Raw genomic sequence first — 23,617 nt, forward strand, 5'->3', positions numbered from 1 at the left:
CCTAGTTCTTGTCTTCCAACAACGGTACAAAGCGGAAGGATCCGTATTCCGTCTTTTCAAATTCCTTTTCTGACTTTCGTACAAAAAGGGTCATAATCTGTTCGTCGCTTCCTACGGGAATCACCAACCTACCTCCGATTTTTAACTGGCTCATAAGGGCTTTAGGTACTTCAGGGGCACCGGCGGTTACGATAATCCCATCGTAAGGCGCCTGATCGGGCAAGCCTTTATAACCATCACCGAAAATCATCTTTTTAGGGCGATAGCCCATTTTTCCAAAGAAAATCTTGGTTTTCTTAAATAGCTCCAATTGACGCTCGATAGTGTACACCCTTGCCTTTAAAAGCAACAATACTGCAGTTTGATATCCGCTTCCGGTTCCTATTTCAAGAATCTTCTGTTCTGGTTTTACCTCAAGTAACTGCGACTGAAAAGCCACGGTATACGGTTGCGAAATAGTTTGATCGGCAGCAATGGGAAAAGCCTTGTCTTGGTAGGCATGTCCTTCAAAACTGCTGTCCATAAACAAATGCCTAGGAATGGTACGTATGGCATTCAACACATTATTGTTCGAAATGCCCTTAGCTACCAATGTTTCGGCCAGCTTGTTGCGCATTCCCCTATGTTTTAAAGTATCTTTCAATGGTCTGGTTTTGGAAGGTAAAGTTAACTTGTAAAACTTCAATTCACAAGTCTACCGACTAAATGTCAGTCCTTGTTTTTTTTAAAACATTAAAGCTCAATCTTCACGGGTCAAATCGAAAAAACTCCGAAACTATCCTTATTTTTGAACAAATTGAAATTTATGCTTAGAGTTGGCGTATTAGGCGCAGGTCATTTAGGAAAAATACATTTACGTCTGTTAAACGAATCGACGAAATATGAATTGGTCGGTTTTTACGACGCAGATGCCATAAACGGAAAAAAGGTGGCCGACGAGTTCGGTTACACCTACTTTGACAACATTAACAAGCTTATAGAAGCCGTAGATGTTGTGGATATCGTAACCCCTACCTTATCCCACTTTGATTGTGCAAAAAAGGCTATTGAAAAAGGGAAACACATCTTTATCGAAAAACCCATTACCAACACCTACGAAGAAGCGGCCGAGCTGCTCGAACTGGAGAAAAAGCACCAAATAAAAGGCCAAGTAGGCCATGTAGAGCGTTTTAACCCCGCTTTTTCGGCCGTAAAACATCAAATCAACACCCCTATGTTCATTGAAAGCCACCGTTTGGCGGAGTTCAACCCAAGGGGCACCGACGTACCCGTAGTTCTCGATCTTATGATCCACGATATTGACGCCATACTCAGTGTGGTCAATTCGGAAGTAAAACAGATCAACGCCAGTGGGGTTTCGGTAATCAGCAAGTCTCCCGATATCGCCAATGCGCGAATAGAATTTGAAAACGGATGTGTAGCCAATCTAACGGCAAGTAGAATTTCGTTGAAGAATATGCGCAAATCCCGATTCTTTCAAAAAGATGCCTATATCTCGGTAGATTTTCTAGAGAAAAAGGTAGAGGTCGTTAAAATGAAAGACGCTCCCGAAAAAGTAGGCGACTTTGATATGGTGCTCCAAAATGCCGAAGGCGAAAAGAAACAAATTTATTTTGAAAACCCGGAAGTAGGGACGAACAATGCGATATTGGACGAACTGGAAAGTTTCGCCGATGCCATCGTCAATGACAGCACCCCTGTTGTAAGTCTCAGACAAGGCACACAAGCACTAAAAGTAGCCCTGCAAATTATCGCTTCCTTTTAATTACTTTAAACCCATACGCATGCAAAAGATAGCTGTTATAGGTGCCGGCACCATGGGAAATGGGATTGCCCATGTATTCGCCCAAAAAGGCCACAAAGTAAACCTTATAGATATTTCCCAAGACGCCCTTGACAAAGGACTACAGACCATTACCAAGAACTTGGACCGCATGTTGGCCAAGGAAAAAATAACCCAAGACGACAAGGCGTCTACCCTACAAAACATCGCCACTTTTACCTCCATCAAAGAAGGGGTAACCAAAGTAGACGTAGTAATAGAGGCCGCTTCGGAACATTTAGACATAAAACTCAGCATCTTTAAGGAGCTAGACACCCTTTGTTCCGATGACACCATTTTGGCAACGAACACTTCCTCTATATCGATAACCCAAATCGCGGCTGCTACCGGCAGGCCCGACAAGGTAATCGGTATGCACTTTATGAACCCGGTGCCCATTATGCAATTGGTCGAAATAATTAGAGGCTACAACACCTCAGATAAAACCACGGAACAGATCATGACCTTGTCGACCCAACTGGGCAAGACCCCGACCGAAGTCAACGACTACCCCGGTTTTGTGGCCAATAGAATTTTAATGCCCATGATTAACGAGGCTATAGAAACGCTCTACAACGGTGTTGCAGGCGTTGCGGAAATAGACACGGTCATGAAACTCGGTATGGCCCATCCTATGGGGCCGCTCCAATTGGCCGACTTCATAGGTCTCGACGTATGTCTATCGATTTTAAACGTGATGTACGATGGTTTTAAAAACCCAAAGTACGCCCCCTGCCCCCTTTTGGTGAATATGGTGATGGCCAAAAAACTGGGTGTGAAATCAGGCGAAGGCTTCTATGATTATAGTGAATCGCGGAAGGCCGAAAAGGTTTCCGATCAGTTTTTACGATAAAGACACCTGTACCGGGCATCTTATAAAAATCAGCAAAGTATCAACGAACAGATGATAAAAGATCAACTTTTAACAATTAAGAGTACACTACCCGACCACGTAACCCTCGTTGCCGTTTCCAAGACAAAACCCGATGAGGACCTCTTGGAAGCCTATGAGGCCGGACAGCGCATTTTTGGCGAAAACAAGGTGCAGGAAATGGTCGGCAAGTGGGAGCGCCTGCCCAAGGACATTAAATGGCACATGATCGGACACTTGCAACGCAACAAGGTCAAATACATGGCCGAATTCGTTGATTTGGTACACGGGGTCGACAGCTTTAGGCTACTGGTCGAAATCAACAAAAGGGCCGAACAGTTAAATCGAAGTATCGATTGCCTTTTACAGATCCATATTGCCGAAGAGGATACCAAATTCGGACTTAACGAAGAAGAACTAAATACCTTATTAAAGTCGGACGAATACCAACAATTGAAGCACGTAAACGTTGTAGGCTTAATGGGTATGGCCACCTTCACCGATGACGAAACCCAAATAAGAAGGGAATTCAAACATTTGAAGTCGATATTCGACGCTATACAGACCGAAAACGAACAGATTAAAATCTTATCCATGGGCATGAGCGGCGATTACAAAATTGCCATTGAAGAAGGGAGTACCATGGTACGCATCGGAAGTAGTATCTTTGGTAAGAGAAATTACTGATTTTTCAATTTTCAACCCACATAAGGCCAAAGCCACCGTACAAAAACGCATAGATGTATACCATTTTAGATATTGAGACCACTGGAGGAAAATACAATGAAGAAGGCATCACCGAAATTGCCATTCACAAATTTGACGGACATAAGGTGGTAGATAAGTTTATCAGCTTGGTAAACCCCGAAAAGGACATTCAGCCCTTTGTGGTAAAACTCACGGGCATAAACAACAAAATGTTGCAGACCGCCCCTAAGTTCCATGAGGTGGCCAAACGTATTGTTGAAATAACGGAAGACACCGTTTTGGTGGCACATAACGCCCAGTTCGACTACAGAATACTACGAACGGAATTTAGAAGACTAGGCTACAACTTTGAGCGTAAAACACTCTGTACGGTAGAACTGTCAAAAAGGCTCATCCCCGAAGCCGAATCGCATAGCCTGGGCAAACTGGTAAGATCACTTGGAATAGCCGTTAGCGATCGCCACAGGGCCAATGGCGATGCCCTTGCCACCCTGAAACTCTTTAAGGTGCTACTCTCGAAAGATCTTGACAAAACCATTTTAAAGAGTGTCATCCGCAAAGAAACGGAGGGCGAACTTTCCGATAGACAATTAGACATCGTCGATGCCCTGCCTTCGGAAACGGGAGTGTATTATATGCACGATAAAGACGGGGAAATTTTGTACTTGGGGAAAAGCTCGAACATGAAAAAAAGGGTCAATCAACACTTTACCAAAAGTGGCGGTCGTTCGCGACAGCTGCAAAAGGCGACAAAAAAAGTGTCGTTCGAAAAAACGGGAAATGAATTGGTCGCCATGCTCAAAGAAAACGAAGAACTTAAACGCAACCGTCCCAAATACAACCAACGCCTCAAACCTATAATTTTCAGCCATGGTGTCTATGTCGAAAAGGACGAGGCCGGTTACCTCACCTTAAAAATTAAAAAAACCACCGAAAGAAACGGTGCGTTCACAACATTCAACAGTCATGCGGGTGCCGCCAATTTTATATATAAGCTTACGCGAGATTATCAACTATGCGATAAGCTAAACGGTATTTCCGAGGCCCAAAAGAATTGCTCGAACTACGATACCGGCGAATGTTTGGGAGCCTGCATCAAAAAAGAAGCGGTAGAAACATACAACCAAAGGGTAAACGATGCCGTACAGAAATACTCGCTAGACCACAAAAATGTGGTGATCATAGATAAAGGCAGGGAGATTGGCGAATACAGTGCGGTATTGATTAAAAATGGTGATTTTAAAGGTTTTGGCTACTATGACCTTAATCACCAAATCAATAATATTCATATCTTAGAATCAATCATAGTCCCTATGCAAGGGAATGAGAACACGGCACATATCATTGAAAACTACATTCGCAAAAAACGCGGATTGAAAATCATAGAACTAAGCGATAAATAAAGTTGAAAGAACAAAAACCCGATAAAGGCTGGAAAAACAAGGTTCATGAAATTATTTATGAAGCCGACACCCCTTTGGGAAAAGGGTTCGACATTTTATTGTTTATACTCATCATCATCAGCGTGCTTTTGGTCATGCTCGAAAGTGTTAAATGGATAGATGCCGAATACCATAAAATACTCTTTATACTCGAATGGATCGTTACCGTACTCTTCACCATCGAGTACATTGCCCGTATCGTCAGTATAAAACAACCCAAGCAGTATATTTTTAGCTTTTACGGTATTATCGACCTATTATCGACCATACCCTTATACCTTTCCTATATTTTTGCCGGTTCGCAGGTACTTCTGGCCATCAGGTCTTTGCGCCTTTTAAGGGTTTTTAGAATCTTGAAACTGGTACGCTTCCTTGGTGAAGCCTCCCAACTTAAAAATGCCTTAAAGGCCAGCAGGGCCAAAATCACGGTTTTCCTTTTTGCCGTACTCATTTTATCGGTCATTCTAGGCACGGTCATGTACCTTATAGAAGGTGACGAGGCCGGTTTTACCAGTATCCCTACCAGTATTTATTGGACTATCGTTACCTTGACCACCGTAGGTTATGGCGACATTGCCCCTATAACGCCCCAGGGCCAGTTTATAGCTACCCTGATCATGCTCGTCGGTTACGGCGTGATTGCCGTTCCTACGGGAATTGTAACCGTTGAATTTGGAAAAAGGTCGAAAAGTCAGCAACCTAGTGGAGAGAACAATTTTGTGCACGTCAATACCCAAGCCTGCAGAAACTGCGCCAAAGAAGGGCATAGGGACGATGCCAGTCATTGTTATAATTGTGGAAGCGAGCTCTAATGAAAAAGATACTTTTATCCGTTGTCGGCCCAACCGCAATTGGCAAGACCAAACTTGCCATTGCCCTCGCCCAATATTTTAAGACCGAGATAATATCCGCCGATTCCAGACAATTTTTTAAGGAAATGAAAATCGGTACGGCCGTCCCTACTACCGAAGAACTGGCCGGAGCCCAACATCACTTTATTCAACATATCAGTATTTTCGATTCCTATTCGGTAGGTGATTTTGAACGCGATGCACTGCAGTTGCTCGACAAACTGTTTAAAACCCATGATATTGTCGTGATGGTCGGTGGAAGCGGGCTATACACCAAGGCCGTAACCGAAGGGCTCGACGACTTTCCAAAAGTCGACCCGAAAATACGCGAGCAGCTGAATCAAGAATTGAGTGAAAAAGGTATCGAATCCCTACAGGCCGAACTACAAAAAAGAGATCAAAATTATTACGAAAAGGTAGACCTTAACAATCCGCATCGGCTCATTCGGGCTTTGGAAATTTGTATCGGAACGGAAACGCCCTACTCTTCCTTCCTTTCCCAGAGCAAGAAAAAACGCCCGTTCGAAACCCTAACCATCGGAATCGAGGCCGACCGAAAACTGATTTACGAACGCATCAACAAGCGTGTCGACCTTATGGTTGCCGATGGCCTTATCGACGAAGCCAGGGAACTTATGGAGCATCGGCACCTTAACGCCTTGCAGACCGTAGGCTATCGCGAACTTTTTACCTATTTTGAAAAGGAAGGCGAAGGGAAGGCTACGGCCGAGGACCTAAACTTTGCCCTCGATGAAATTAAAAAAAATACACGCAGGTTTGCCAAACGCCAACTTACTTGGTTCAAGCGAAACGAAGAAACCCTATGGGTGGCACATGACTCTGCGTTCAAAGATGCTATAGCGACCTTAAAAAACAAACTAGATGAACGATAGAAATCCGATCATATTCGTTATGGGCGTTTCAGGCTCGGGCAAAAGCACCATAGGCCTACTATTGGCAGAGAAACTCCATATCAATTTCTTTGATGGGGACGATTTTCACCCCAAGGAAAACGTAAAGAAAATGGCCGAAGGTATTCCCTTAGACGACGATGACCGTCAAGGCTGGTTAGAACGGCTCAATCTATTGGCCCTTGAGAACAGTGAGAAAGGTGCCATCATTGCCTGTTCGGCCCTCAAAACAAAATACCGTTCCATTCTACAGAAGGGCCTGGAAAAGAAACTTCATTTCGTTTACCTGAAAGGCTCTTTTGACGAAATCATGGCACGGCTCAGGCAGCGCCAAAACCATTTTATGCCTCCTGCACTCCTACAGTCGCAATTCGACACCTTAGAGGTTCCCGATGACGCGATTACAGTGTCTATAATGCTCACACCCGATGAAATCACTGACCAGGTCATTGCCCAGCTGAAGAATAAAAAAGCCCCGCTATAGTCATAGCAGGGCTTTTCGTATCTATTATTGTATTTCTATTTTATTCACCTTCTTTGACTACCAATCGGAAGCCTTCACCGTGAATGTTCAAAATTTCAACGGTATCGTCTCGTTTAAGGTATTTTCTAAGCTTGGCGATATACACGTCCATACTTCTTGAAGTAAAGTAATTGTCATCTCTCCATATTTTGGTGAGTGCCAATTCACGGGGCATAAGATCATTTTCATGCAAGGCCAAAAGACGAAGCAATTCATTTTCTTTCGGAGAAAGTTTAATCGCTTCCTCATCCTTGTATTTCAAAAAACGCAGTTTTGAGTTCAAATGGAAATTACCAATGGTAAATTCGAACTTCTTACTGTCAGCCAAGGTATTAGAAGCCTTTCTTTGAAGTATGGCCCTAATTTTCATCAAAAGAACTTCCGAATCGAACGGCTTGTTCAGATAATCATCGGCCCCGGCTTTATATCCTTTAAGAACATCTTCCTTCATGGTCTTAGCGGTAAGAAAAACGATAGGAACATTTTCGTTCTTTTCACGAATCTCCTTGGCCAAGGTAAAACCATCCTTATAAGGCATCATCACATCCAAAATACAAATGTCATAATTATCCTTTTTAAACTTCTCAAACCCCTCCATGCCATTTTTGGCCAAAGTGACATCAAAATCGTTCATTGATAAATAGTCCTTCAGCACAATTCCGAAATTGGGATCATCCTCCACTAAGAGTATTTTCTTATTTACTGTTTCCATAACTTGTTGAGTTAGATTAAAGGCAATTTTATATAAAATGTACTTCCCTTTCCTTTTTCACTTTCCGCATAGACTTCCCCTTGATGATCGTCAACGATCTTTTTAACATATGCCAAACCGAGGCCGTGCCCCTTGACATTATGTAAATCTCCCGTGTGTTCGCGGTAAAATTTTTCAAACACCTTTTTGACCACTGCCTTGCTCATTCCGGCACCTTGATCTTTTACTTTTATCACAATAAAATTCTTGGCCACCTCGGTATATATATCTATTCGAGGTGCCTCTGTCGAATATTTAATCGCATTGTCAAGAATATTGACAATAACATTGGTAAAATGCATTTCACTGGCCAAAACCTCTGTACGGGTGGCGTCTAGATGGGTTTCGATATACCCCCCACGGTCGGCCACTATAAGCTCGACATGGGCGATAGCATCTTGTATTATGTCGTGAACGTCTACCCTATCCTTACTGATATCCAATTGGTTCTTTTCCAATTTTGAGATACGCAATACATTTTCCACTTGGGCATGCATTCGTTTATTCTCTTCACGGATCATGGTCAGATAGCGATCCACCTTTTCCGGATTCCCGATTATCTTAGGGTTTCGAATAGCCTCTACGGCCAAGTTTATCGTTGCAATGGGTGTTTTAAACTCATGCGTCATATTATTGATAAAATCCGATTTTATTTCGGATATCTGCTTTTGACGTATCAATTGGTAAATAGCCCCCGAATATGCGATTACGATTACCAAAGTAAAAAGTAACGATAAGAGCGCCATTTTTATTATGGACTGTATCAAGAATTTCTTTTTCTTCGGAAAAGCTATCAACAAGGAGAAATTACTAGCTCCCTCACTATCCTTAAAAATAGGTGTTTCATAGAGCATATCCTTTGCGAACTTGAACTTTCGCGACTTTACCTTTGTAGGAAGCCCTCTACTATACACCCCATACTCATAATCGAGATCAAGGTTTCTATTTTTAAGTTCTCGATCAAGCAACAGTTGAATTTCCTGTTTGGAAACCCTTTTATGAATCGGTACCTTTTTGGCATATTCGCTAAAAACGTCTTCAAACTGGGCTTTTTCTATTGATGAAAGCCCTCCGATTTTTTCTAGTTTCTGTTTTGCATTCAGCTTATACCCCTTACCATCAAGCCCAAAATCCTCTTTAAAGATCGTTTGGGTACGTTTACTGGTAAACCCCTTAATCGTGGCCGTATCACTTGCATTACCATTATCAAAGAACGTAGATGCTATATTGTAATTCTCCTCTAAAATACCATGGGAATAAAACCGAATCTCGTTGGAGTTTATATCCCTATCAATAAAAAATATATTTCTCAAATGAGAACTTTTGGGCTCGCCAACACTATCCTTGATGTTGAGATAACGCTCAAAATAATCTTTGGTTTCCCTTTCCGCAATTTTATCGGATACCGTGTTCAGCACTTCTGAAACGGTATTGGAGAATTGTTCCTCCTTATCTTCGACAGACTGTTTTATCCACAAGAACTGAACGGAAATAATTCCAATCAGGGAGAGACTCATCAGCGCCACCAAAAGAATAAATAGCCTCTTATTCATTTAAAAGTAAAATTAAAGATTTAACAACTCACAGATAGTACGTTTAACCAAACCTTAACAAAAATGTTAAAACTGCGTGAGGCCTAGATTTTATTGAGCAAATCGCGATGAATATCCAATACTTGAACCTTGGTTTGCTCGAGGTTTGTGTTTTCGATGACGTAGTCGGAAGCTTCTATTTTTCTATCGTCTTCCCATTGGTTTTTCATTCGGGCCTCTACACTTTTTACGGTAGTGCCCGCATCTCGTTGCACAACCCTTTCTATTCTTGTTTCCTTGGGGGCGACCACTAGAATAATGCAATCATAGAAATCTTGGGTTCCGATTTCAAATATGATGGCCGCTTCTTGAATGACGTAATCTGCAGTTTGTTCATCGGCCCAATGTATGAAATCTTTTCGAACCGCGGGATGGACAATTGCGTTCAGCTCGTTCAACAAGGCTTTGTTGTCAAAAACTTGGCGTGATACAAAGCCCCTGTCCAACACCCCATCCTCCCGATAAGCTTCTTCACCCAGAAGTTCCTTTATGGCCAACACCAAGTCTTGGGAGCTTTGCATTAGCTCTTTGGCCCGGGTATCTGAATTATAGACCGGCACCCCCAATTCTTCAAACATTTTGGCGACCGTAGTCTTACCACTGCCGATACCGCCTGTCAAACCTACAATTCTCATTTCTTGTTCAATATATATTCAACCGTGTCCTTTTGTAGTTTTACACTGTGCAATCCACTGGGCTTTTTTCGCAATTGTAGTTTTAGCCCATGGCCTTCGCCTTCTTCGAGTTGGCGATAGTCGGCAATCACCTCAAAATCACCAGCCTCAAGTTTCTTCAAGCGCTCCAATTTGGCCTTGCACAAAACCGAGACCTTATCGGGAAACGTCTTTACCTCTACATTATCGGGAAAATGCACCATTTTAATCGGCACCTCGAAGACCTTTTCAGAGAAACGTGCAATTTGGGCCGTAAGCTCTACTTTCTCATCAGAGTACTCGGTATTCTTGAGTTTTTCGGATTTATAGATTTCCACCGATTCGGAAAAATCTGAATTTACATCGGGCAGGGTCAATTTCTTGGTACGGACGACCCTTATACTATCTATCTCATCGGAAGGCCCAACAAGGGTTATGGAATCTGGTTTTGTTTCTATTTTTCCGTCCAAGAGGTAATTACGGGCCAAATTCATTTCCACGTTCGGATGTACGGGAACCTTCTTTGAAATTACGGCCAACATTCCCACAAAAAGGGTATCGGTCTCTATATCCACCAAAGACATAGAACCACTTAATTGCTTCTCTACCTGTTTTTTATATACATCTTGGGGCACATAGAACATCGAATCTTTACGCTGGGCCTCGGAAAGGTCAATAGCTATGGTACTCCTCCTGAAATTAAAACCCAAGAACTGAAAACCACCCGCTTTGAGCCTCACCTTTAATTCATTATCCGTCGCACCCTTAAAAAGATAGCCTTCCGGCAGGTTCACGTACTCCAAATTAAACTTGGCCGTACTCACATAGCTCCGGGAAAGGTTATTGATAAGCCATATCAAAGTAGAGAAGAATAAAAACATTAAAAACATCTTTACCTTCCTCTTCTTGAGGGCCTTTTTTATCTTATCTGTTATCAGGTCTAACAATTACTTAAAGAATAAATGTGGAAATAATATCTCTGGTTCCTTTTTGCTAAAGTTAAGGAAGATGCTTGATTTTAAAAAACCATAACCATACCCCATAAATTGAATACTCACGGCGACCAAGGAAAGCAAAGCTACCGCTAAGTTTCTGTTTTTCAAGAGCGAATCTATAAAGATGAGCAAAAAATAGACCACATATAAATAGATGGGCAAATGAATCCCTATTGCAAATAAAAGGAGTGAGGCCAAAAAACCCAAGCAGAAAAACGTAGGAAACCAATAGGTCATTTTCGAGGTCTTCGGATGCCATTGGTTTAAAATAGGGCGAACACTTCCGAATTTTTTTACTTGAACGAAAAACTTGTTCCAGTCGATACGCCGCTTATGATACACAAAAGCTTCAGGAATCAATCGGGTATCAAAGCCCTTGTTCCATACCCGAAAGGTAAAATCAGGATCTTCACCGGGGTGAATCTTTCCGAATCCGCCCACAGTTTCAAAGGCGGTTTTAGAAATTCCCATATTAAAACTACGCGGCTGAAACTTGTTCAGCGCCTTTTTGTTTCCGCGGATTCCCCCGGTAGTAAGTACAGAGGTCATAGCGTAATTAATGGCCTTCTGCAAAAGTCCGAACGATTCATGGGCCGCATCGGGCCCTCCGAAACAATGTACAAAGTCCTTCTTCAGGGCCGTATGCACCGCTTCCAAGTACTGCGGCGGAATCATACAATCAGAATCTACGATAAGAAAATAATTGCCCTTGGCGCGGGCCATTCCGTAGTTTCTTGAATCCCCCGGCCCCGAATTGGGCTTCTTATAATAGGAAATGGACAACTTATCCCTATACTTTCCTATCACCTCTTCCGAAGAAAGGGTCGACCCATCTTCCACGATCAGCACCTCAAAATCATCGGAATAGGTCTGATGCGTCAGGCTTTCCAATAACTCCGCTATTTCATCGGGTCTATTATAAACAGGAACTATAAACGAGAAAGATAAATCCATGAGCTTTTATACGGGATTCCTAAGGCCTTTTCATTACCTGACCGATAATGTAAAATGCCCAAACATATGCCGAAAACAAATATTCTCGTCAGAATTCAATCATATTATGGGACGGGATCGTTGTTTCTACTCTGTAAAACGCTCGATAACCTCTTGGCTTACGCCCGTATTCGAGAAACCGCCATCGTGAAACAAATTTTGCATTGTAACTTTTCTGGTTAGGTCTGAAAAGAGGGTTACGGTATAATCGGCACATTCCAAAGCAGTGGCATTACCCAAGGGAGACATTTTTTCAGCGTAACTGATAAAACCGTCAAAACCTTTGACGCCCTGACCGGCCGTTGTAGGAGTTGGCGATTGCGATATGGTATTTACACGAACATTTTTTTCCTTTCCGAAGAAATAACCAAAACTACGTGCCACCGATTCTAAGTAAGCCTTGTTGTCGGCCATATCGTTATAATCCGGAAAAACGCGTTGTGCCGCCATATAGGTCAAGGCTACGATGCTTCCCCACTCCCTCATGGCGTCGGCCTTGTACAAGCTTTGCAATACCTTATGGAACGAAAGTGCCGAAACATCCCATCCCTTGGTGGTAAAGTCATATTTTTCATCGGTATAAGAACGGCCCTTTCTAACATTGATGGACATCCCGATAGCGTGCAATACAAAATCGATTTTCCCACCTAGAATCTCCATTGACTTGGCGACCAGGTTATCAAGGTCCTCTTCACTCGTTGCATCGGCAGGAATGATCTCAGAACCTGTCTTTGCGGCCAAATCCTTGATCTGTCCCAAACGCATAGCTACCGGTGCATTGGTCAGAACAAAAGTCCCTCCCTCTTCATGGATTCGCTCTGCAGTTTTCCACGCTATTGAATTTTCATCCAAAGCTCCAAAAATGATTCCTTTCTTACCTTTTAGTAAATTATACGACATTGTGCTAGATTCTGTTGGTTGTTCTTATTAAAGGCCCAAAGATATTTAAAAAGTTGGCAACAAATAGTTGCCGTGTAAAGAAAAAAACATTTAAAGGCACAAAATCGACCTAAGAATCGAAATAGACAGCCTAAGAGACATAGGCCAAATCCGATTCTAGTTCAAAAGTTGCCTTGCATGGGCCATGGCCGAATCGGAAAGCTCTTTGCCCCCTAACATTTCCGCCAGTTCCACTACCCTTTCTTCTTGCTCCAATTCCTTCATATTGGTTTTGGTAACCGCCCCCTCTTCTTGCTTGTACACCTTAAAATGGTGATCGCCCTTAGAGGCCACTTGTGGCAAATGTGTAATGGAGAACACCTGCATGCTTCGACTCATTTCTTGCATTATATCCCCCATTTTTCCTGAGATTTCACCAGAAACCCCGGTATCGATCTCATCGAACATAATGGTGGGCAAGTTTTCGTATTTCGCCAAAATGGACTTAATGGTAAGCATGATACGGGATAGCTCTCCCCCAGAGGCCACTTTTTTCAGCTCCCCATAATCGCCCCCCTTGTTCGCAGAGAACAAAAAGGTAAGTCCGTCCGCTCCATTCGCCTTAAAGTCATTCGACTTAAAAAGTTCTATTTTAAAAGTAGCGCTGGCCATACCTAAGGCTTTGAGCGAATCTTCGAGTTGTTTTTTAAGTTCCGGAATCACCTTTTTCCGTTTAGCCGTCAGTACGTCGGCCGCCTTTTGCAATGCCGTTTTATGGGCCGCAAGCTCTTTTTCCTTCTTTTCTATGTCCGCCTCGAGATTTTCGGTAACACTGACCTTCTCTGAAAGCCCCTCCCTTATTTCCAATAATTCGGAAACCTCTTGAACCCCATGTTTTTTCTGTAAATCGTATAGCTGTTGCAGCTTGGAGTTCGTTTCTTCGAGCAATTGCGGATTGGCCTCGGTATCTTCTTGATAGGTCTGAAGTTCGGAGGCTATATCATCGACCTCTATAAAAACCGATTGCACCCGTTGGTTCAGGTCGGCATATTGACTACCATAGCCCGAAAGGCGATTCATCAGCTGTTTGAGTTCGGTAAGCAAACTAACGATACCCACTTGTTCGTCATTGAGCAGCTGATGGCCCGAAGCAATAAGCTCAAGAATGTTCTCTACGTTGTTCAATTGCTCATACTGCTCTTCCAATTCTTCCTGGAGTCCCAGCTTCAAAGGAGCAGCCTGAAGTTCCTGCAAGAGAAAACTATTGTAATCATGCTCTTTATTCGCTTCTTTTTGAAATTCGATCAATTCAGAAAGTTCCTTTGAGGTCGCTTTGAACAAACGGAGCTTCCCTCCATAATCGGCGAGCAAGTCTTTGTTTCCCGCAAGGGCATCTATAACTTTCAACTGAAAATCGTTTTCGGTCAACTGCAAGGTCTGGTGTTGCGAATGCACATCTATCAGATTGCTTCCCAATCGCGTAAGAACATCCAAAGTAACGGGAGAATCGTTGATAAAGGCCCGTGATTTCCCACTAGGCTGGATTTCCCTTCGGATAATGGTCCGTTCCTCGTAATCTAGATCATTCTCCTGAAAAAAGGACTTCAAATTATACTTATCGATTTGAAATTCGGCCTCGATAATACATTTTTTTTCCTTATTCCTCAAAGAGGATAAATCGGCGCGCTTGCCCAATACCAAGGACAAACCACCCAACAAAATAGACTTACCGGCACCGGTTTCACCAGTGATACAAGTGAACCCTTTGGTAAAGGCCACGTTCAGGTCATCTATTAAAGCGTAATTTTTTATAGAAAGGTGTACTAGCACAGTTTTTTATTCGATTTGTGCCGTAAAGATAAATGATAATTTCGTACCGAAAGAACTAGTATTTAATATCGTTCCAAGTACTGGAATATAGAGGGGCAATTCTGTTCAAAGTCTCTTTCAACTGAACGATATCGACTTTAGGACCATCTGAAAAGATGTTTTGGATCTCATCTGACTTGGCGTCAAAGAAGGTCTGTATCAAAAAGGCGTTCGGCCTGCGTTTGATCATGGTCTCAAAAAGCTTCATGGTACCGGCAATCACCTGTTTCCCCGTACTATTGTTATCCCCTAGAATATCAAGTCCTTTACGGTGATAATTATACATGGCGATACGATATTCGCGATAGGTATTGGACAAAAGGTTATCTACCAACTCAAAACGGCTACGGTCACTGCTTTGATCCCAACCTGCATAGCTACTGCCTTGCGCCTGGGTGGTTATCTGCTGCGCCTTTCTAAAATACTCTGTACCGCCTTCCAAAGAAAAGGTATCGGCATCCAAGCCTAAAATAATGTAGATGTAATAGGAAACCACACCTACCAAATTAGATTCGAATACATTTTCATTGAACACCAAAGGCTGAAATTCGATGTATTCAAAATTTAATTGATTGTCCTTATAATTAAAAACAGGAGTTTCATAAGAAGTATTAAAAACAGGCCGGGACGACTGAATCTGAATATTGCCTTCAAAGCGATTCGACTCATACTTATTGATCGTAATGAACATTTGGGCGCTTACACGCTCATTTTCCTTATACTTTCGGTTCGTCCACTTGTTCTTGTTCACAAAGTCGTTCAACGAGCGCTCAAGCGTTTTAAAGACCTGCTGGTTGGTTTGAGAGACCTGATCCGCGTTTATGGTCACCACACAGTTCATCTCTTGTGCCGAAACCGACATTATTACAAATGAACAAGCAAGTATAAATAAGAAATTACGCATGGTATCTTTTCAAGATTTCGTCAAAAATGTCTTTGGCCACCTCTGCCTTTGTCTTTAGTTCAAACGGCTTAATTTCAGAATTCTTATCTATGAAAGTGATTTTGTTCGTAGGTTTTCCAAAACCGGCACCCTTATCGTTCAATGAGTTAAGAACAATGGCGTCTAAATTTTTCTTTTTAAGCTTGCCTATCGCATTATCCAGTTCATTTTCTGTCTCTAAAGCAAAACCAACCAAAAACTGTTTTTCCTTCTGGTCACCCAATGAGAGCAAGATGTCTTTGGTCTTCACCAATTCAATCGAAAATTCAGTTTCTTTTTTCTTTATTTTTTGATTAGCCACCGTTTTAGGCCTATAATCGGCTACCGCAGCAGCGCAAATGGCAATATCCATTTCTTTGTAATGCAAGTGCACCTCATTGTACATTTCTTCCGCAGAGCTTACTTTTTTTAAATCGACAAGGTCGTGCGAAACGGCAAGATGGGAAGGCCCAGAGACCAAAGTAACGTGTGCCCCTAAATTTGCAGCCACCTTTGCCAACTCATAACCCATTTGCCCAGAAGCATGATTTCCGATAAAACGGACGGGGTCAATGGCTTCATAGGTGGGTCCGGCAGTAATCAGGACCTTTTTTCCGCTAAGCGGAAGCCCTTTTTGCAGATAGGCCTTAATGAAGCCTACAATATCTTCAGGTTCGGCCATACGTCCTTCACCATGAAGACCGCTTGCCAATTCGCCCGAAGTTGCGGGAATCATAATATTACCGAAAGACCGTAATTTTTCAAAAGCGATTTTTGTAGACGGATGCCTGTACATATCCAAATCCATTGCCGGGGCAAAAAATACCGGACATTTAGCCGACAAGTACGAGGCCAACAGCAAATTATCGCACGTACCCGAGGCCATTTTCGACAATGTATTTGCCGTAGCGGGCGCCACTAACATCAAGTCTGCCCACAGCCCGAGTTCCACATGGTTGTTCCAATCGGTCTCCCCTTCATCTTTGTGAACAAAAGAGGAAAGTACCGGATTTTTAGAAAGCGTTGCCAGGGTAAGTGGGGAAACAAAAGAGCTGGCGCTCTCCGTCAAAATAACTTTGACATCGGCGCCAGCTTTAATCAGTAAACGTACAAGAAAGGTAGTTTTATAAGCGGCAATCCCTCCGGTAATGCCTAAAAGGATGTTCTTTCCGCCTAGCATATACTACTGGTCTTTCTCCGTATTTCTGTGATATATTTTGTCGTTCAACCACTCTTCAACGGCCAAGGCATGTGGTTTTGGTAGTTTTTCGTAGAATTTAGAAACTTCTATCTGTTCTTTATTCTCAAAAACCTCTTCCAAACTATCGCTATAGGTAGCGAACTCTTCCAATTTCTCTAGAAGTTCCTTTTTGATTTCGGAATTGATCTGTACCGCCCTCTTTGCTGTGATCGAAATTGCCTCATAGATATTACCCGTCGGCTTATCAAACTCATTTTTATTGATCGTTACCGTAGAAACGGGAGCTTTCGAATTTTTAAGATCGTTCATATTCATAGTCAAACTAATTTATTTTGCTTCTTTCTCTTGGGAAAAACCCTTTAATTCTGAATTTACTTTTTCAAGTATCTTATCGGCCTCTTCGCCGTATTTTGTATCAGGAAAATGCTTCTTCAAGGCATTGTAGTCCGCTACGGCATCCCGTAATCGTTCTTCCTGTAATCTTCTAAAGCTATTTAAGGCAAACCGCGAAGCCGATTCAAATCGGTAAAACAAGGCATCCTCCCTATAAATAGACCCCGGAAAATCGGAGATAAAATTATCGAAGGCCGCTACCGCAGGGGTCAGGAACGAGTAATCGAACTGCCCTAGTTTATTGAACTGCTTGGCTATTTCATAGGCCTTATGCTCCTTTTTCGTGGTCAGCTCCTTGGCCATGGCATTGGCTTCCGCAAAATATTCCGAATCGGGATAGGTGTTAATAAAAAGCTGCAATTTGGCCAAGGCCTTATCGGTATCCGTTTGATCCAAGGAATAGCTTGGTGAAAGCATAAAATAACTCTTTGCCCCTAAAAAGGAAGCTTCGGCCACCTTATCACTTTTAGGATAGGACTTAACAAACCGTTCGAACTGATAGCCCGCCATGTTGTAATCCTTTCTCTGAAAATAGGTATCCGCCAAGAAGAACATGACCCGCTCCCCCTGTGGCTTCCCCACATACTTAGGTGCGATTTGTTCAAAAAGACGATTGGCCCTTTTCATATCACCTTGCTCATAGAACTTCTGAGCCAGATCATATTTGGGCTTTACTTCTTCATTTTTAAGAACCTTTTGGTATTCGCTACAGGATTGAAATACCAAGGCAAGTAATAAGATAGGGGCTAATAACCTCATTTTAAAAAGCATTTTGCAAAATTACGGATTCCCGATGGATATAAAAAACAAAAAATAAAGTAGCTAAAATAGCATTCTGAAACCCTTGCACCAATGCTTTTGGGGAAGATTTAACACCGCTAGGCAAAAACTTTAAAAGGTTTTACAAAGTTGGCGATGTTCTTTTTAAGACTATCGGAAGCCTCTATCAAAGGTAAGCGAACACTGGCACCAGACAGCCCCAACACTTCAAAAATAGCTTTGATACCGGCCGGATTTCCCTCCTTAAAAATCAATCCCATCCCTTCTTGAAGTTCGTAATGTTGCCTGTAGGCCTCATCAACGTTTCGGTTCAATCCGGAGCGGATCATGTTCGAAAACTCCCTAGGAAGTCCTTGGCCCAAAACCGAGATAACGCCCGATCCTCCAGCCAAGACTGTCGCCAATGCGGTAAAGTCATCTCCCGATATTACATGAAAATCCTTAGGACAGGCTTGAATCATTTCTTGCACCTGCACCATATTTCCAGATGCCTCCTTGATCGCAACAATGTTTTCTACATCGGCCAAGCGCGCAACGGTTTCCGGCAGCATATTACTACCCGTCCTACCCGGTACATTATAAAGGATAATAGGCTTAGGAGACACTTGGGCGATTGCCTTGAAGTGTTGATATATACCTTCTTGGGTAGGCCTATTATAATAAGGCGATACCGAAAGTACGGCATCGAAATTGGTAAGGTCGAGTTTCTGTAAATCTTCGATTACGGCAACCGTATTATTTCCCCCGACACCGACCACCAAGGGCAATCTGCCTGCGTTGGCAATGGTTACGGTATCGATTACCAACTGCTTTTCTTCTTTGGTCAGTGTAACCGATTCACCGGTAGTACCCAATACTACCAAATAGTCAACGCCACCGTCCACACAATAGTTCACGATACGATGTAACGCATCTACGTCTACCGAAAAATCTGTTTTGAACGGAGTGATCAACGCCACACCTGTACCAATCAATTGCTTCATTATTCAATTTCGTTTAATACGCCAAGGTATTTTTTAAGCTCCGATTTAAACGTCTTAAAATCTTTCAATGGCGAATCCATTATCAAATCATTGTACATGAGATCCACATCTTTAAAACCTACACGAAATCGGGCCCTTGTTTTTACGCTCATCAACTGTAGCAATAAATTATCACTGGTATAATAGTTTACGAGCAAATCGTACTCCCTACTTAAAAATTCAAGGGCATAACTGTTTTCTATGGCCCCGCCCCACCCAAGATCCTTATCGGAAAACACTGGGGTTGAATATGGCGAATTCTTGTCGTAATAACTTTTATAACCAATAATCTTTACCGCATTCGGCCGTAAATTATAATCTTCAACGAAACCATAAAACTGGTTCGCATCATCAAAGCTGTCTAGGTCCACGATACACCCTACCGAAGTAATACCTCTACTTCTTTCGATTATAGGCGGGTCTTTGGCCAGCTCCTGTTTTAAAAATTTAACGCCCGATTTGTATTTGAACTTATCTTTTATTCCCTTAAACATGTACTTTTACATTTTGTAACCATTCTGGTATGCAAAATCTGGAATGGGTTCTACAAATGTAAAGAATCTCCACGCATAATATGGCGCTAAGATAAAACGAAATATGGTTTTAAAAATAAAACATTTTGTTGTATTTGCAACATTCGCGATTTTCTACTCTTGTGGCGAACAACAACCCACACTTAAAAGTATTGAAGGAAAACAGCTTGTCATAGACAGTTCCCTGACCTCCAAGGCATCTATCGAGTCTTTTGTAAAGCCCTATCGCGAAAGGGTTGACCAAGTTCTTGACAGCACCCTTGCCTACGCCCCTTACCCCATCTCTAAAACGGACGGGGCACTGAATACCACGGCAGGAAACCTTATGGCCGACATTGTATTATGGGAAGCCGACCCTATATTTAAATCGCGAACGGGACACCATATCGATTTTGTATTATTGAACCATGGAGGCATTCGTTCCCTGATTTCCAAAGGAAATGTCTCTTCCCGAACCGCTTATGAGGTCATGCCTTTTGAAAACGCCATTGTGGTAGCCGAACTCAAGGGCGCTTCCCTCTTAAAAATGGCCTCGTACTTAAGGGACTCAGGTCGCGCCCATCCGATATCAGGACTTCAACTGACCCTCGACCCGCAGAACGAAATACATTCCATCAGCATACAAGGAAAGCCTTTGGACGAGAACAAAACCTACTATGTCGCCACCTCTAATTATTTAGTGAACGGAGGAGACAGCATGTTCTTTTTTAAGGAAGCCTTAAATATTACGAACACTGATTACCTGATCCGCAACGCCATGATCGACTACTTTAAAAAAGTAGACACCCTTAAACCGGTGGTCGACGACAGGTTTATCAAACTAAGCAAGTAACAGAACAAAAAAAAACATACGCAGTACCATCGGATATTGCCTTTGAAAAAATAGTCTTATGAACAGACGAAAATTCATTAAAAACACCACGGCCTCAAGTGCACTCGCAGGCCTAGGCGGTCTTTCTTTAAGCTCTTGCCTTGGCAATGTAAAAAAACACATTACCATTTTACACACGAACGACGTTCACAGCCATATAGACCCTTTTCCTTCCGATCATTCTGAATTCCCCAATCTAGGGGGATTGGCAAGACGGGCTACCTTGGTCGAAAGTATCAGAAAGGAAAATCCGAACACCTTACTTTTCGATGCTGGCGATATTTTTCAGGGTACTCCCTATTTCAATTTTTATGGCGGGGAATTGGAGTTCAAACTTATGAGTATGCTCAAATACGATGCCGCCACCATTGGAAACCACGACTTCGATAACAGCATCGAAGGTTTATTGGCCCAAATGCCAAATGCCGATTTTGAAATGGTGAACGCGAATTACGATTTTAAAAACACCATAATGGACGGTTACGTCAAACCTTACAAAATCTATACGGTCGACGGAATAAAAATCGGGGTGTACGGACTAGGGATAGAACTGAAGGGACTGGTCAACAAATCTCTGTACAAAGAAACCCAATATCTCAACCCCTTTGAAATCGCCCAAGACACGGAACACACCTTAAAGGACGAAGAAAACTGTGACCTTATCGTCTGCCTATCACATTTGGGCTACGAATACAAAAACAAGCAAAAGCCGCACGACCTTGCCCTGGCAAAAGCACTTGAACATACCGATTTAATCATTGGCGGCCACACCCACACCTTTTTGGACAAGCCTAGCGTCGTACAGAACAAATCGGGAAGAAATGTACTGGTCAACCAAGTCGGCTGTTTTGGCATTAACCTAGGCAGGATCGATTTTTATTTTGAGGGCAAGGAAAACAACAAGGCCTCGGGTGTATCCATTACCGTTTAACCATGCTAAAAATAGAACGTACCACCCACAAAAACGAACACTTTACAAGCCTAGTCGCCCAATTGGATGCTTATTTGAGCCATACGGATGGCGACGAACATGACTTTTACCATCAATACAATGGCATAGAGCACCTAAACCAAGTCGTTATAGCCTATTCAGACAATGCTGCCGTGGGTTGTGGAGCCATTAAGGAATTCGATACGGATTCGGTGGAAGTCAAACGAATGTACGTTTCGCCCAAAACACGGGGTCAGGGTGTTGCCACATTACTTCTAAAGGAATTGGAAAAATGGGCTACTGAACTGGGGTACAAAAGCTGTATTCTGGAAACGGGCAAACGCCAACCGGAAGCCATCTCCCTTTACACCAAGAACAATTACAAAACCACACCCAATTACGGTCAGTACGAAGGTATGGAAAACAGCGTCTGTTTTAAAAAGGACCTAGTTTAACCAGCGCCCCAACAAATACTCGGTTATTTCTTGATGTTCCTGCTCCAAAGAACTTTGGGGATAAGACCTTCCCGCTTTGCGATACCAATACCCGGCATTGAATTTATCGCCTTCTACCCTATGCAAGTAGGCATGAATCCAACTTCCCGTTTCATTGTACATTTCCTGGGCAATATCATGGGAAGCCTCCCAGTTGTCGTTCGCGGCAAACCACATAGCTTTCAATGCTTCCGACAAATCGGACGGCGGGTTAGAACCGCCCCATGTTTTTTTAAATTCTTCGTAACTCTTAGGTGTCGCCATCAATTTTTGATATCATTTGTTCATTCCTATACAAAAATACCTATTTTCGATTGAAATTAACCAGCGCTTTAATGGTTCAACTATTACGAAGCTTAGTTCTCTGGAGACCAATGCCCTACGTGTTGGCACTACTCTGTACGGTAGTCATTTTTGGCATTCATATGCTACCTAGTGTGGACAGCATGCTCAACGAGAACAACACCCGCATCTCACACGTTTTCTTACGTTCACAGATCAATTACCACAAAGAAATCGCGCCTTTTGCCCGACGACCTTTGACTACTTTGCTAATTGAAACCGCACAGTCCGTATTCAAGTTCAAGGCCGGTCACGCATTTATTTTGGTCAATTTTTTATTACTAGGCCTTAGTGGCGCCTTGACCTATAGGCTCTCCCTTATTCTTAAGGCCACAAAAAAGCAGGGGATAATAAATATGTTGGTGTTTTTTGCATCGTTTTCGGTCTTGTTCGCCTTTTTCCCCCCTGTATTCACTTACGACGAACCTTTGCAGTACTGCTTCCTTTTAACGGCCATTATGGCTTTTGTCGGCCGTAGGTGGTTCGCATTCGTAAGCCTGTTCACCTTAGCCCTTGTCGCCCGAGAAACCAGTATTTTGCTATGGCCCGCATTGGTGTTGTTCTTCCCGGGAACGGAAAATAACCCGCCCCAAACCTTAATCGAACGATTCAAAAAAAAAGGCCTATACCTATTGCTTCCCGTTTTTCTCTACGGTTGTTATATTGTTATTTTCATACACCAACAAAGTCTGCTCCACGCCACCCACATTGAAATGGCGAGCCGGTATTCGTGTTTTCTCGAAAATATAGAGAGTGTACAAAACAGTGTAGAATCGGTCGTATCTATTTTGATTACCCTAGGGCCGTTTCTTTATTTCACCTATTTCTATCTACACAGACAGGATAGGCTTCACTGGGAGAACAAATTTGTTTCCGCCTTTCTTTTGACCCTAGCCTTCAATACGCCTATTGTTTTTTTGACGGCATTTGCAAGGGAATCACGCCTATTTGCCTTACCCCTCCTCTTCATTTGGCCCATGTTCATGCAACTTTTCGGCAAGGACATCAGCCCCCTGTTCACAAAAAACGGTTATATCGGCTTTTTAAAAAATTGGCGAACACTCCTCCTATTCACATGCCTTACGGCCGCCAACTTTGCGTTTTGTTTTATCTACTACCCGTACTTGGGACTGGGAAGCAACACTTATTTTGCGGAATACATATTCGGTACGGTTTTACTTCTAACGCTTCATTTCTGCAGCTATCGAACATTAGGCACAAAGGAACACACTACTGTTTCCTAAGGAATACGGAAGAGCGAGAAAAAC

Annotated in this window: 26 protein-coding genes; 11 read left to right on the top strand and 15 right to left on the bottom strand. The window is 42.7% G+C overall.

Annotated features, from left to right (window positions below):
• Position 1: 1 nt before the first annotated feature.
• On the bottom strand, positions 2–643 hold the full coding sequence (locus ZOBGAL_RS22330) for a protein-L-isoaspartate(D-aspartate) O-methyltransferase (protein WP_046288153.1): 642 nt from the start codon (positions 641–643) through the stop codon (positions 2–4).
• 162 nt (positions 644–805) lie between these two features.
• On the opposite strand from ZOBGAL_RS22330, the gene ZOBGAL_RS22335 reads away from it, so the two are divergent.
• Genes ZOBGAL_RS22335 through ZOBGAL_RS22365 form a run of 7 tightly spaced genes read left to right on the top strand, consistent with a single transcriptional unit; the run spans position 806 to position 7,089 of the window.
• A complete protein-coding gene (locus tag ZOBGAL_RS22335; RefSeq protein ID WP_013996073.1) occupies positions 806–1,765 on the top strand; it encodes a Gfo/Idh/MocA family protein in 960 nt (319 codons plus the stop codon).
• Between the two features lie 19 nt (positions 1,766–1,784).
• Complete coding sequence (locus ZOBGAL_RS22340; protein ID WP_013996074.1) at positions 1,785–2,675, top strand: 3-hydroxyacyl-CoA dehydrogenase family protein; 891 nt, start codon at positions 1,785–1,787, stop codon at positions 2,673–2,675.
• A 51-nt stretch (positions 2,676–2,726) separates the two neighbouring features.
• Positions 2,727–3,380 carry a YggS family pyridoxal phosphate-dependent enzyme gene (locus tag ZOBGAL_RS22345; protein WP_013996075.1) on the top strand — a complete coding sequence of 218 codons (654 nt, stop codon included), beginning with the start codon at positions 2,727–2,729 and terminating at the stop codon, positions 3,378–3,380.
• Positions 3,381–3,433: 53 nt separating this feature from the next.
• A complete protein-coding gene (locus tag ZOBGAL_RS22350) occupies positions 3,434–4,804 on the top strand; it encodes an exonuclease domain-containing protein (protein WP_013996076.1) in 1,371 nt (456 codons plus the stop codon).
• A gap of 2 nt (positions 4,805–4,806) precedes the next feature.
• Positions 4,807–5,655 (top strand): ion transporter, encoded by an 849-nt coding sequence (locus ZOBGAL_RS22355; RefSeq protein ID WP_013996077.1) that lies wholly within the window; start codon positions 4,807–4,809, stop codon positions 5,653–5,655.
• A complete protein-coding gene (miaA, locus tag ZOBGAL_RS22360) occupies positions 5,655–6,587 on the top strand; it encodes a tRNA (adenosine(37)-N6)-dimethylallyltransferase MiaA (protein WP_013996078.1) in 933 nt (310 codons plus the stop codon). The genes ZOBGAL_RS22355 and miaA overlap by 1 nt, the downstream gene beginning before the upstream one ends.
• On the top strand, positions 6,577–7,089 hold the full coding sequence (locus ZOBGAL_RS22365; RefSeq protein WP_013996079.1) for a gluconokinase: 513 nt from the start codon (positions 6,577–6,579) through the stop codon (positions 7,087–7,089). Before miaA ends, ZOBGAL_RS22365 begins: the two co-directional genes overlap by 11 nt.
• Before the next feature lie 40 nt (positions 7,090–7,129).
• On the opposite strand, the gene ZOBGAL_RS22370 is transcribed toward ZOBGAL_RS22365, so the two are convergent.
• The 13 genes from ZOBGAL_RS22370 to ZOBGAL_RS22430 all read right to left on the bottom strand — a co-directional run bounded on the left by ZOBGAL_RS22370 (position 7,130) and on the right by ZOBGAL_RS22430 (position 19,672).
• Positions 7,130–7,840 carry a response regulator transcription factor gene (locus tag ZOBGAL_RS22370; RefSeq protein ID WP_013996080.1) on the bottom strand — a complete coding sequence of 237 codons (711 nt, stop codon included), beginning with the start codon at positions 7,838–7,840 and terminating at the stop codon, positions 7,130–7,132.
• An 11-nt stretch (positions 7,841–7,851) separates the two neighbouring features.
• Positions 7,852–9,432 (bottom strand): sensor histidine kinase, encoded by a 1,581-nt coding sequence (locus ZOBGAL_RS22375; RefSeq protein ID WP_013996081.1) that lies wholly within the window; start codon positions 9,430–9,432, stop codon positions 7,852–7,854.
• Between the two features lie 83 nt (positions 9,433–9,515).
• Entirely contained in the window at positions 9,516–10,106 is a 591-nt protein-coding gene (coaE, locus tag ZOBGAL_RS22380) for a dephospho-CoA kinase (RefSeq protein ID WP_013996082.1), read from the bottom strand.
• Positions 10,103–11,005 (bottom strand): CdaR family protein, encoded by a 903-nt coding sequence (locus ZOBGAL_RS22385; protein WP_158499764.1) that lies wholly within the window; start codon positions 11,003–11,005, stop codon positions 10,103–10,105. The genes coaE and ZOBGAL_RS22385 overlap by 4 nt, the downstream gene beginning before the upstream one ends.
• A gap of 66 nt (positions 11,006–11,071) precedes the next feature.
• Complete coding sequence (locus ZOBGAL_RS22390; protein ID WP_013996084.1) at positions 11,072–12,073, bottom strand: glycosyltransferase; 1,002 nt, start codon at positions 12,071–12,073, stop codon at positions 11,072–11,074.
• 126 nt (positions 12,074–12,199) lie between these two features.
• Positions 12,200–13,012: an enoyl-ACP reductase FabI gene (locus tag ZOBGAL_RS22395; RefSeq protein ID WP_013996085.1), complete on the bottom strand. Its 813-nt coding sequence runs from the start codon at positions 13,010–13,012 to the stop codon at positions 12,200–12,202.
• A gap of 156 nt (positions 13,013–13,168) precedes the next feature.
• Positions 13,169–14,821, bottom strand: a complete 1,653-nt coding sequence (recN, locus tag ZOBGAL_RS22400) for a DNA repair protein RecN (RefSeq protein WP_013996086.1) — start codon at positions 14,819–14,821, stop codon at positions 13,169–13,171.
• A gap of 55 nt (positions 14,822–14,876) precedes the next feature.
• Positions 14,877–15,764: a type IX secretion system protein PorD gene (gene porD, locus ZOBGAL_RS22405; protein WP_013996087.1), complete on the bottom strand. Its 888-nt coding sequence runs from the start codon at positions 15,762–15,764 to the stop codon at positions 14,877–14,879.
• Complete coding sequence (gene coaBC / locus ZOBGAL_RS22410) at positions 15,757–16,962, bottom strand: bifunctional phosphopantothenoylcysteine decarboxylase/phosphopantothenate--cysteine ligase CoaBC (protein ID WP_013996088.1); 1,206 nt, start codon at positions 16,960–16,962, stop codon at positions 15,757–15,759. The genes porD and coaBC overlap by 8 nt, the downstream gene beginning before the upstream one ends.
• A gap of 3 nt (positions 16,963–16,965) precedes the next feature.
• A complete protein-coding gene (locus ZOBGAL_RS22415) occupies positions 16,966–17,298 on the bottom strand; it encodes a DNA-directed RNA polymerase subunit omega (protein ID WP_013996089.1) in 333 nt (110 codons plus the stop codon).
• 12 nt (positions 17,299–17,310) lie between these two features.
• Complete coding sequence (locus ZOBGAL_RS22420; RefSeq protein WP_231854782.1) at positions 17,311–18,135, bottom strand: outer membrane protein assembly factor BamD; 825 nt, start codon at positions 18,133–18,135, stop codon at positions 17,311–17,313.
• 119 nt (positions 18,136–18,254) lie between these two features.
• A complete protein-coding gene (gene dapA, locus ZOBGAL_RS22425) occupies positions 18,255–19,139 on the bottom strand; it encodes a 4-hydroxy-tetrahydrodipicolinate synthase (RefSeq protein WP_013996091.1) in 885 nt (294 codons plus the stop codon).
• On the bottom strand, positions 19,139–19,672 hold the full coding sequence (locus tag ZOBGAL_RS22430; RefSeq protein ID WP_013996092.1) for a DUF6913 domain-containing protein: 534 nt from the start codon (positions 19,670–19,672) through the stop codon (positions 19,139–19,141). The genes dapA and ZOBGAL_RS22430 overlap by 1 nt, the downstream gene beginning before the upstream one ends.
• A 103-nt stretch (positions 19,673–19,775) precedes the next feature.
• On the opposite strand from ZOBGAL_RS22430, the gene ZOBGAL_RS22435 reads away from it, so the two are divergent.
• Genes ZOBGAL_RS22435 through ZOBGAL_RS22445 form a run of 3 tightly spaced genes read left to right on the top strand, consistent with a single transcriptional unit; the run spans position 19,776 to position 21,968 of the window.
• Positions 19,776–20,543 carry a 5'-nucleotidase C-terminal domain-containing protein gene (locus ZOBGAL_RS22435; protein ID WP_013996093.1) on the top strand — a complete coding sequence of 256 codons (768 nt, stop codon included), beginning with the start codon at positions 19,776–19,778 and terminating at the stop codon, positions 20,541–20,543.
• A gap of 58 nt (positions 20,544–20,601) precedes the next feature.
• Positions 20,602–21,513 (top strand): bifunctional metallophosphatase/5'-nucleotidase, encoded by a 912-nt coding sequence (locus ZOBGAL_RS22440; protein ID WP_013996094.1) that lies wholly within the window; start codon positions 20,602–20,604, stop codon positions 21,511–21,513.
• A 2-nt stretch (positions 21,514–21,515) separates the two neighbouring features.
• Positions 21,516–21,968: a GNAT family N-acetyltransferase gene (locus tag ZOBGAL_RS22445; protein WP_013996095.1), complete on the top strand. Its 453-nt coding sequence runs from the start codon at positions 21,516–21,518 to the stop codon at positions 21,966–21,968.
• Here ZOBGAL_RS22445 and ZOBGAL_RS22450 read toward each other — a convergent pair.
• Positions 21,960–22,271, bottom strand: a complete 312-nt coding sequence (locus ZOBGAL_RS22450) for a hypothetical protein (protein WP_013996096.1) — start codon at positions 22,269–22,271, stop codon at positions 21,960–21,962. The two genes, ZOBGAL_RS22445 and ZOBGAL_RS22450, sit on opposite strands and share 9 nt — an antisense overlap.
• Positions 22,272–22,342: 71 nt before the next feature.
• Here ZOBGAL_RS22450 and ZOBGAL_RS22455 point away from each other — a divergent pair, with 71 nt between their 5' ends.
• On the top strand, positions 22,343–23,593 hold the full coding sequence (locus tag ZOBGAL_RS22455; protein WP_013996097.1) for a hypothetical protein: 1,251 nt from the start codon (positions 22,343–22,345) through the stop codon (positions 23,591–23,593).
• Positions 23,594–23,617 lie beyond the last annotated feature (24 nt).

The organism is Zobellia galactanivorans, assembly GCF_000973105.1.
Lineage (GTDB): Bacteria > Bacteroidota > Bacteroidia > Flavobacteriales > Flavobacteriaceae > Zobellia > Zobellia galactanivorans.